At 53.8% G+C, this 10,009-nt stretch carries 6 protein-coding genes; 3 read left to right on the top strand and 3 right to left on the bottom strand.

What is annotated here, in order from left to right:
• Positions 1 to 388, bottom strand: a 388-nt coding sequence (locus tag VE954_RS29655; protein WP_324959768.1) for a hypothetical protein, incomplete at its 3' end; no start/stop codon positions are given.
• An 85-nt stretch (positions 389 to 473) separates the two neighbouring features.
• Between VE954_RS29655 and VE954_RS29650 the strand changes: the two genes are divergently transcribed.
• From VE954_RS29650 to VE954_RS29640, 3 genes are all read left to right on the top strand, one after another.
• The gene (locus tag VE954_RS29650) at positions 474 to 1,538 is read left to right on the top strand and encodes a hypothetical protein (protein ID WP_324959766.1); all 1,065 of its coding nucleotides are present in this window, start codon (positions 474 to 476) and stop codon (positions 1,536 to 1,538) included.
• Positions 1,539 to 1,769: 231 nt separating this feature from the next.
• Positions 1,770 to 3,626 carry a hypothetical protein gene (locus tag VE954_RS29645; RefSeq protein WP_324959764.1) on the top strand — a complete coding sequence of 619 codons (1,857 nt, stop codon included), beginning with the start codon at positions 1,770 to 1,772 and terminating at the stop codon, positions 3,624 to 3,626.
• 266 nt (positions 3,627 to 3,892) lie between these two features.
• A complete protein-coding gene (locus VE954_RS29640) occupies positions 3,893 to 8,482 on the top strand; it encodes a response regulator (protein WP_324959761.1) in 4,590 nt (1,529 codons plus the stop codon).
• A gap of 360 nt (positions 8,483 to 8,842) precedes the next feature.
• Here VE954_RS29640 and VE954_RS29635 read toward each other — a convergent pair whose 3' ends face one another.
• Positions 8,843 to 9,115 (bottom strand): hypothetical protein, encoded by a 273-nt coding sequence (locus VE954_RS29635; RefSeq protein WP_324959759.1) that lies wholly within the window; start codon positions 9,113 to 9,115, stop codon positions 8,843 to 8,845.
• A 70-nt stretch (positions 9,116 to 9,185) separates the two neighbouring features.
• On the bottom strand, positions 9,186 to 9,614 hold the full coding sequence (locus VE954_RS29630) for a response regulator (RefSeq protein ID WP_324959757.1): 429 nt from the start codon (positions 9,612 to 9,614) through the stop codon (positions 9,186 to 9,188).
• Positions 9,615 to 10,009: the final 395 nt, after the last annotated feature.

Here is a 10,009-nt window from a genome sequence, read left to right as displayed (position 1 = left end):
CTGCAAACCGCTTCAGTACTGCAAACCGCTTCAGTACTGCAAACCGCTTCAGTACTGCAAACCGCTTCAGTACTGCAAACCGCTTCAGTACTGCAAACCGCTTCAGTACTGTAGATCTCTTCAGTACTGCAGACCTCTTCAGTGCCGCAGACTCCTTCAGTGCCGCAGACTCCTTCAGTACCGCAGACCCCTTCAGTACCGCAGACCCCTTCAGTACCGCAGACCCCTTCAGTACCGCAGACCTCTTCAGTGCCGCAGACCCCTTCAGTACTGCAAACCGCTTCAGTACCGCAGACCCCTTCAGTGCCGCAGACCTCTTCAGTACCGCAGACCTCTTCAGTGCCGCAGACCTCTTCAGTGCCGCAGATCTCTTCAGTACCGCAAACAAAGTTTAAGCTAACTCCAAGTTTCAGTTGCTACAAGTTAGATGTTTCTATTAAAGTTTATGGGAACATCTAACTGTCGGTGATCTCATGGAACCATTGAGGCAGGTAAGACTTACAGGACCACAGCGGGCGAAAAAATCGTATTTAATAAGAAAGAAGGGCTATTCGGTAGAACAGGCATTGCTAGAAATTCACGGCTCGGAGTTAAATACCCAGGCCCAACCTTATTTTGGCCAGAGGTCCACCTCGGTCAATATTCAACTTGAAGTTGAAAAGCCAAAGCCCATTGGCTTGATGACAGAAATTACCGAGCGTCATGAAGTAAACTCTGATGCGCAAGTTCTACCAATCCGCAAACCCGACAAAATCAATCTATTGGCTAATCCATCTCAGCCGATTTTCGTCCCTCTCCCTACGCAGGCTCAAAGCTGGAAAGCTGCTAAGCAAAATATCCTAAATCCTGATGTCAGCTGGCTTTGCTTGGTTGCATGCGGCATTGGAACGCTGCTCTGTAGCGCAGCTCTTATCACATACAGTGCACAAGCAGGTGGCAATACAGGCGAGGCTTGGTTCTGGTCCGCTTTGATAGTCATTTCCAGCTCCATTCTGCTGAGTCTGCCGATGGACTTGCTTTCACTCAAGGCATGGATTCAGAAAGTCCTAGGTTTCTTCTTAATCACTATCGGCTATACAACAATGCACGCCTCAATAAAAAATACGGAACAGCACGCAGTGTCCGTAGCGGTCGCAGGTACCACTGAGGTTCAGCAGCTTGAAAAGCGAATTTTGGATATTGAGGCTCAACTCGCGCCGACGCGAATCGCCATGGCTCGTCTGGATCCTGTGCAATATCGCACTCTCATTTCGCGGATACATACTGGTGCAAAACCCCTGGAGACCGAACTTTCTGCGACGCGTGATTCACTCGTTTCGGCACAAAATAAGGCAATTATGAAAGCGAGTGGAGGATCAGCAAGCAGTTGGAGTCTTGTGGAGTGGCTGCGCCGGCTGATGCTGGAGCCTCTGAATATTCTCTGCCTGCACGGATTTTTGGAAGGCCTGCCGGGCCTGACGAAAGTCCTGCGTGATACTGCATTCACGCTGCGCGAGCGGCGCATGAAGAAAAAATTTCGGGTCGGGTTTGCAAGGTAGGAGAGACGAAGCAATTCAGTACAGCTGATTCCCCCGAAGGGGAGGCGCCATGGATGGCACCCATAAGATAACTTCGAGAATGTAGTACTTCCAAAGTTATCCCACCCATCCCTCAAGCGCAACTTCCAGCGGAAAATTTTGTCAAAAATCACCCATTCAAGGCCATTTTTGCGCTCAAAAAGCGCATGCCGCGAACGGATCAGGAAACCTTTGCGCAAAGAAAGGCCATGGATGGCTGCTGCAGCGACGGATCGCGTGTATGAGGGGCAGGGACGCCCACGGAAGAAAAAAATAGCAAAGACCGACCTTCCCTCGCATTACCAGTTCGCCCATTGGGCATATGACGACGGCAAACGCTTTGCCGTGCCGGTGGGCGGTGTCCGCAAGGACAAGCGCTCCGAGTTCTCTCTGATTTCTACCACTATTTTGAATGAAGGCACGGGCACGGAGACCTTGATCTGGCTTCATTTTGATCTTGATTTCAAGCGTGCTCTTAAAAAGTGGATCCGCGATGGAAAGCTGGACTGGCCGACGATAGCGGCCGCCCTGTCGGCGGACGCCCCGATCATTCTTCGCTACCTGAGTCATGTGGTGCGCTCCTCGGGAGGTCATGGCCTCAGCCTTGCGCTGGCGATTTCACCTTTGGAGCTGATCGATGAAACGGCGGACGTTCAAAAGCTTGCGTTCAAGGTGCAGGACATGATCATCCGGATTCTCAATCATCACGGCATGGGTGCTGACGAGGGCGCCCGTGGTCTCAAGCGTCTAATGCCGAACATGTTCCGCCAGGAGCGTGTGCTTGATCAAGCTGATTTCGTGCTGGCAATGATCCAGAAGCACCGGCCAGCAGTACTGAGGAATCTTGTTCGCGAGCTTCAAAATCACGTCGCCCTTCGCGGGAAGCTGAAGAGTGAGCGTGAGGATGTCCTCTGGCCGGATATTCGCGTGGAGAAGGCGCTGGCGCGTCTCTACACAGACCTCCTGGACTCGGTGGGTCCGTGGGGTTCGGAGCAGATGAAGGCGGCGGATCTTACAGGCCGCTACGGGATGGGAAAAAACACAGCCTATAAGCTGCTGGCCGATCCTCCCAGGTGGCTCGGTGTGGAGAAGGTGTCAGGTGAAGGCTATCGCCTGACGATCCGCCCGGATGTTGTGCTGACCAGCCGCGCTTTGGATCTTCTGCTGGATGAGCCTGAGCGAAAGGCTTTCAATTTTTCCGGCATCACAGCTCCTGAATTTGTGCAAAAGGGCGAGCGGAACCGTTGGCTGGTCTCGCTGATCCTGGCTTCGAAATGGTCCGGAATCGGGCAGCAGGAAGTCCGGAAAGCGCTTGACTTGGTAATCAGGCGGGTGCCTGGCTGGCAGAAGTCGCAGTCGCTGACGCGAGGGCTTGGGGCCACGCTGCGCAGCCTCTACCGGAACCGCAACTCTCTCAAGGGCAGGAACAGGGGCCAGGAGCAGCCCGCTTTCTGGGTGGAGGCGTTGGAATCCCTTAAGTCCCGGAACATTTCTTCAAAAAAACATAAGAAGGCATCCTTGGATGCCACGCACCCAGGTCGGAATTCTGGGATGATAACGCAGAGTGATCAAGAAGCCCGGGTTTTGCCTTTCGAGGCTCCCTTCTCCCCTACTCCAGTTGGTGTCACGCCGGGGGTCAGGGGCGGGCCAGGCCCCTGGGTCGATGGTGACAGCAGAATCCCAGGACTCAAGCATACAGCTGGCGTTACCCGGCCTTCGGCTTTCCATTCGGCGGAATCAGCCAGGAAAGATGATGTAACCGTTTCCCCGGTTTTCTCAGCGGAAGTTCATACCGGACACCCTGAAATTTACCCAGCGGACCGCGCAGTTTTTGAGCCGACCACGCCGGATCCTGGGCCGGAATCAAATGTCGCCGCCCGGCCGCGAGTCGGAGACTTTGTTCACCTGTCGGGCTCGGCGTTAAGCAGCGCCTTTTCCAAATTGCTGATGAGGTCTCAGCTGTCAGCAGCGGAGAAAGTTCGGATCCTCACCGAGGCGACGAGCATCACCGAGCGGGACGCTAAAGATCGCTTGCGCAGGGAGTGGTTGGTTCGACTTCAAAAAACCTGATCAGGCTATGCATGGCATTACCTTATTTCTCCCATCACGACTACCTTTGCGGGGAAAGTTGTGACAGGACTCCAGGCGATTTTTAGACGCCCTGAGTTTAGCGCTCTAGCAGAATTTAGACCTATTTTTTCAGGCCTCTCCCATCTACAGTCAATTTATGCCGATACTTTTCGGCCGTTCCAAATAAACCATAAGCTGGTGCCGGAATTACAGAGGGAAGCTGCATCGGATTTCGCTGCGATTAGCTTGAATGATCGGGATCACATATGTCACAAGAAAATCCTCTCGCTTCGAAAACGGGCACGAATGATGGTCAGATAATTTTACCAATAGTGGTTGGTATAGGAGCTTCGGCTGGCGGACTCGAAGCGTTTACTGACTTGCTTGCGCACCTGGACCCCGCAACCGGTTTAACTTTTGTCCTGGTTCAGCACCTTGATCCCAGTCACAAGAGTTTTCTTACCGAGATTCTTGCCAGAGCAACGTCAATTCCGGTCACGGAAGTTACTGACGGCGTGGTCCTGGAGTCTGATCACATTTATGTATCACCCGCAAACGTGTCCGTTTCCCTGGAAGGAAACAAGCTAAGGCTTGCGCCACGCAAGACGGGCAAGGGAGGCCACTCGACCGTCGACGATTTCTTGTGCTCGCTCGCCCGTGAGCGACAACACGAAGCGATCGGTGTTGTCCTGTCAGGCACAGGCAACGACGGTGCAAACGGCATTGCTGCTATAATGGCGGCTGGTGGCGTAGCCTTGGCTCAAAGCCGGGAATCGGCGAAGTTTCACGACATGCCCGCTGCCGCAGTTGCCGCCGGCGCTGACTTCGTTCTGACGCTCGAAGACATTGCCAAGGAACTTTTCGCACTTGCAGAGCGCAAGCGCATTGTTCGTGCTCCAGAGGAAAACGCCCAGCGTACAATTGGAGACGAGATCACTGGGGGCATTCAAAAGATTCTTGGTCTTATGAAAACCGTCAAGGGAATGGACTTTACACACTATAAGCTGCCGACAGTCACACGGCGGATCCAGCGGCGCATGGCTGACCACGGCATGGAGCGGGTCGATGACTACGTTGCCTATCTCCGTACAAATGAATTCGAGGCAGACAAACTTTACGAAGACCTCCTCATCAAAGTCACGCGTTTCTTCCGTGACCCGCCCAGCTTTGTTGCATTGAAGACCCACGTTCTACCCACCATTTTTGCCCGCAAAGTGGCATCAGCCCCAGTGCGTATCTGGGTACCTGGCTGTGCAACAGGCGAAGAAGCCTATTCGATCGCGATTTGCATGGCTGAGTTCATGGAAGAGCATGGAAGCCCGGCAAAGATCGAAATCTTTGCCACGGACGTAAGCGAATTAGCCCTCGCCAAGGCCCGGGCTGGACGTTACGACTCCCGTATTCGAGATGACGTGTCGCCGGAACGGCTCGACAGGTTTTTCATCGCAGAGGGCAACGGCTACAGGGTTAGACCCGCTCTTCGCGAGTGCTGCGTCTTCGCCAAACAAAACATCGCCCGTGATCCACCCTTTTCCCGGGTGGACATTATTAGTTGCCGCAATCTCCTCATTTACCTGACTCAGGGCCTGCAAATCCAAATACTCAGGAATTTCCACTTTGCGCTGAACCCCGGCGGGTTCCTTATGCTTGGTCACGCGGAGACGGTTGGTGCAGCGATCGACCTGTTTGGCGCCGAGGACAAGGAAAACAGGATTTTCCAAAAGAACGCCGTGATTCGTGAACTCGCAGCAGCTGATTTTGCGATGGCGGGTTTTGGCAGGAGGTCGAGCATTCAGCCAGCTTCCCAGCCATCCCGGATCGAGACGACCAGGAAATCTGATTTCAAGGCCGAGGCGGATCGCGCCATTTTAAACCATGCTGTAGGTCCCGGCGTGGTGGTTAATGACAGGTTGGAAGTCATCCAGTTTCGTGGCGACACCAGTGAGTTTCTCGTGAATCCGTCCGGCGATTTGACGACAAGTCTTTTCAAGATGTGTCGCGAGGGGATGCTGGTCGGCTTGCGCGCGGCTCTGCAGGAGGCGTCGGCTGCCGATCGCCCGGTCAAAAAAGAGGCATGGATCAAAGCATTTGGCAGCGAAATAAGAAACGTTACGATCTCCGCAATACCGTTCGTGCCCGCGCCTGAAGCACAGCGGTTTTTCGTTGTGCTGTTCACGGCGGGAGTTATGCAGAGCCCAGATGCAGCCCCTCCGGGTGCGGATGATGAAAGCGAAGTCAATCGGCTGCGTCGTGAGCTGGCGGAGACCAAAGAATATCTCAACGCGATCATCGAAAAGGCGCAGGCAACCAACGAAGAGCTTAGGTCGGTCAGTGAAGAAATCCTTTCATCCAATGAAGAACTTCAAAGTGCCAACGAAGAACTTGCGACGGCCAAGGAAGAGACTCAGGCCGCCAACGAGGAATTGATAACTGTTAACGAAGAACTTCAAAATCGCAATCAGCAATTGGGCCAAGTTAACAACGATTTGGCGAATCTGTTCGGGAGCGTGCAAATTCCGATACTGATGCTGTCGGAGACGCTCAACGTTCGCCTTTTCACGCCGTCGGCCGAAAAGATTCTGGGCGTTAGTGCCAAGGACGTGGGCAAGCCTCTGGCTGAGATCGCTGCAGAGCTCAAAGTCGATGGCCTTGAAAGCATGGCAAGAGAAGTTATCGCCTCTCTCAACACGAGGGAAATGGAAGTGCAGGATCGGTTGGGCTGCTGGTATTCCCTTCGGATCAAGCCATATCGAACAGAGGACAACAAAATTGAAGGCGCTGTCATTGCCCTGGTCGATATCAATGCGATCAAGAGCAGCTACGAACAGGTCCTGGTGGCTCGGGACTATGCCGATGCCATCGTCCAGACCACCCCTATGCCGCTCGTCGTACTGGATGGCGACCTGCGCGTTCTCACGGCGAATCGGGCTTTCTTCCATCATTTCCGGGTAAAGCCAGCTGAAACCGAGAACGTCCGCATTTACGACCTTGGCAGCGGCCAGTGGGATATCCCTTCGCTTCGACGTTTGCTCGAAGAAATTCTTCCGAGCAATGAACGGATTGAGGACTACTTCATTGAGGAAGAGTTTCCGATAATTGGTCGGCGATCAATGAAACTTGGTGCGCGGCGCCTTGCGCAGAAGGCTGGTATCGAAGCCCGCATCCTCCTGGCGATTGACGACGTGACCGAGGAAGTGTCAAGCGCTGCGGAGATCCAGGCCGCTAAAAATGCAGCCGAGGCGGCCAACAGCGCCAAGAGTGAATTCCTTGCCAACATGAGTCACGAGATTCGGACTCCCCTTGGGGCGATATTGGGCTACGCAGAGTTACTCCTGAATCCCGAACAGGAAAGAAATGATGCGATCCATTACGCCACAAGAATTCGACGAAACATTGAGCAGCTGAGCGAGCTGGTCGATGAAATACTGGACATTGCAAAAGTTGAGGCCGGCAAGCTCGAGGTCGAAAGGGTGCGATTCGAGCTCCTTCCCGAACTAAGCGAAACGGTGGCGTTACTGGATTCGCGCGCAAAGGGGCAAGGTCTCACGTTCCAACTGAATTTCGACGGCGAAATCCCGCAGACTATTTTAGCCTGTCCGAAGCGCATGCGGCAGGTACTGCTGAATATTGGCGGCAATGCGTTGAAGTTTACCCAAGAGGGAAGCGTGAGCATTACAGTCCGGCTCATGCCGGCCACTGCAGGTCAGACGGGCAAGCATCTCTATTTTATCGTGAAAGATACGGGCTGCGGCCTTTCTCCGGAGCAACAGGGCCGGCTTTTCCGCCCATTCAGCCAGGCCGATAGTTCAGTTACGCGCAAGTTCGGTGGTACCGGTCTTGGCCTTACATTGGCACGCCGACTCGCGGAAGCCTTAGGCGGAGATGTCACGTTGACAGAAAGTCGGCTGGGCCAGGGCAGTACTTTCACTTTCCATTTGGATCCTGGACCGCTCGACGGCGTGACGACGCTGACGGGTCTGACGACAGCCAGCCTCGAAAATATCAAACTTGCCATTTCAGACCGCTTTGTTTCGAGCCAGAGACTGACGGGAATGCGCGTGTTACTGGTCGAAGATGGACCAGACAATCAGGCTCTGATGACTTATTTTCTGCAGCAAAGCGGTGCTGTAGTCGAGTTGGCCGTCAATGGCCTGGAGGCGCTCGGAAAGGCGCAATCATCGGCTTACGATGTCGTGCTGATGGATATTCAGATGCCAGTGCTTGACGGCTACGAAGCGACCCGTCGGCTCAAGGCAGCCGGGTATCAGACGCCCATAGTGTCACTCACCGCGCATGCCATGAGTGGTGAGCGGGAGAAGTGTCTGTCAGCCGGTTGTAGCGATTATCTGAGCAAGCCTGTAAAGGCGAATGTGCTGATAGATGTCGTCGCTCGCTTGGCCAACAAAAAAGTCCTGACCCCTCCTGATACGGGACGCGGCTGTGAGCCTTCGGGAGGAAAAACTTTAACGGGCGTGCGGGTTTTGCTGGTCGACGATGCGCTGGATAACCAGCTTGTTATTCGCCGTTATCTCGAGCTGGCAGGTGCTACCGTCGACATTGCCTCAAACGGACTCGAAGGGGTCGAGAAGGCCCAGGCCAGCCCCCATGATGTGATCCTCATGGACATTCAGATGCCGGGTAGTCTCGACGGGAATGAGGCCACGGCGAAGCTAAGGGAGGCCAACTACCGTGGTCCGATCCTGGCCCTGTCCGGGCGTGTACCGACGTCCAAGCGTGAGACGACTGGCGCGGGCTTCGATGACTATCTGACGAAACCGATAGACCGCATGGGCCTGGTGGCGAAGGTGCGTTCATTTTCAGCACGGTATAACTCAGATCCCATGCGCCTCCATTGAGATGGAGCAAGGACTCTTTCACAGCATTTTACGTGTCCTGCACGTGGCATTTCCTGCTGGAATGGAAGCAGGATCAACTGAAGCTTGATAATTATCTCGATTCGATTGGCAAGGATGGTGCTCAAAGCGGCAATTCATCCGGCGGTGTCAATGGTGGTGATGGCCCAAATCCTGGTCCAGGCCCGGCTCCAGATAGTGACCCACGCCCAGGAAGACCTCCTCGCAGCCGTGGAAGTGAAGGTACAGTTACCGAAGACATAAGCGACTAAATTCCAAAATCAATGCTGCGGGGAATCTGATCTCTGCAGCATAAGGTGGGTTCTGCCGTTTTCTCTCATGCCTCCAAAGTCTGACTTTGCCTCAGGTTTTTGGCTCACTCTCCCGGAAGATATCAATGACCTGGTTGAGCCAGGGGGTGATCATCTCATAAGCCTGCCTGTCCATAATCACCAGAAACCTCCCAAGGAGCCATTCGTTGCGCATTCTTTCTGTGAGAACATCAGGCACGAGGTCACTGTGCATGCCGGGGAGGATGTCGGCACGTCTGAGTTCATCGGCGACGGTTCTGAGCTGATCAACCTCCAGGGCGTTGTTGATGCGGTGTACGTATTCCAGAAATGCAAAATTGGACATGGTCCCCGATCCTTCGCATTGATTGATGGTGAAGAGAAAGAATATGAATAGGAAGGCGGCTTCGCCGGTCTCACCAATTGAAGCCCTGTCTCACGGCTTCACCATCAAGCTCTTTCAGGCGTTCAACGATTGCTACCAGATGCTTCTGGTTGATCGGCTTTCCCAGGTGAACCTGAAAGCCCTGGCCATAGGATCGGGTGCGGCTCTCAAAATCAATGTGCCCTGAGACGGCAATGGCCGGGGTCTGGTGTTCGCTTCCACTTTCCATGTCACGAACGGCTTTGACGAGTTCAAAACCATCCCGCTCGGGCATCGCGATATCCGAAACAATAACGTCAAACTTTGTTTCTGAAAGCCTCTCAAGCGCGTCATCGACAGAGCTGCAGGCTGTGACAGCGGCTCCATGTTTTTCAAGAATCCTTGTCAGCAGCATGAGCATGTCGGGACTGTCGTCGACCGCAAGTATTTTCACATCTGCGAGTGGTTTGGATGTTTCCATGGCCATTCCCGCCCAGCCCTCCAGCAGGGAAATAATAGGCGAGAATGAAGGCTGAGAGGCGGGCTGTCAAACGGATTTGCAGCCACACCGGCGTTTGGATTTGGGCAATTTTTTTTTCGGCGCCGCGGCGGATTTTTTCGCTTTTGGCTGGAGCGAACTGCTAGCATATCAAATTGGCATATATAGCGATTAATTGGCACGCTCGATGATTTTTTTTCCATTGATTCCAATACTCTTCGTGCGATCTCTGCGCCTGGACAGCGGTCAGGATTCCATCCAAATCCTACCAGATCGCCTTAGACCTATTGATTAGTAAGTGTTCCATGGACTCGTGCTTGGTTCCGCGCGGGTTTGAAGACGAAATGGGCAGGCTGGCCAAAAACCTGTCTGGGATC

It is taken from the genome of Oligoflexus sp. (genome assembly GCF_035638955.1).
Classification (GTDB): domain Bacteria; phylum Bdellovibrionota_B; class Oligoflexia; order Oligoflexales; family Oligoflexaceae; genus Oligoflexus.
Note: the sequence above shows the minus strand (reverse complement) of the source record. Positions and strands in the feature narration are given on the sequence as shown.

What these genes read in the sequence shown, in the direction of transcription:
- VE954_RS29645 (WP_324959764.1), top strand. Translation starts at nt 1,770, where the DNA reads ATGGCTGCTGCAGCGACGGATCGCGTGTATGAGGGGCAGGGACGCCCA.
- VE954_RS29635 (WP_324959759.1), bottom strand. Translation starts at nt 9,115, where the DNA reads ATGTCCAATTTTGCATTTCTGGAATACGTACACCGCATCAACAACGCC.
- VE954_RS29640 (WP_324959761.1), top strand. Translation starts at nt 3,893, where the DNA reads ATGTCACAAGAAAATCCTCTCGCTTCGAAAACGGGCACGAATGATGGT.
- VE954_RS29650 (WP_324959766.1), top strand. Translation starts at nt 474, where the DNA reads ATGGAACCATTGAGGCAGGTAAGACTTACAGGACCACAGCGGGCGAAA.
- VE954_RS29630 (WP_324959757.1), bottom strand. Translation starts at nt 9,614, where the DNA reads ATGGAAACATCCAAACCACTCGCAGATGTGAAAATACTTGCGGTCGAC.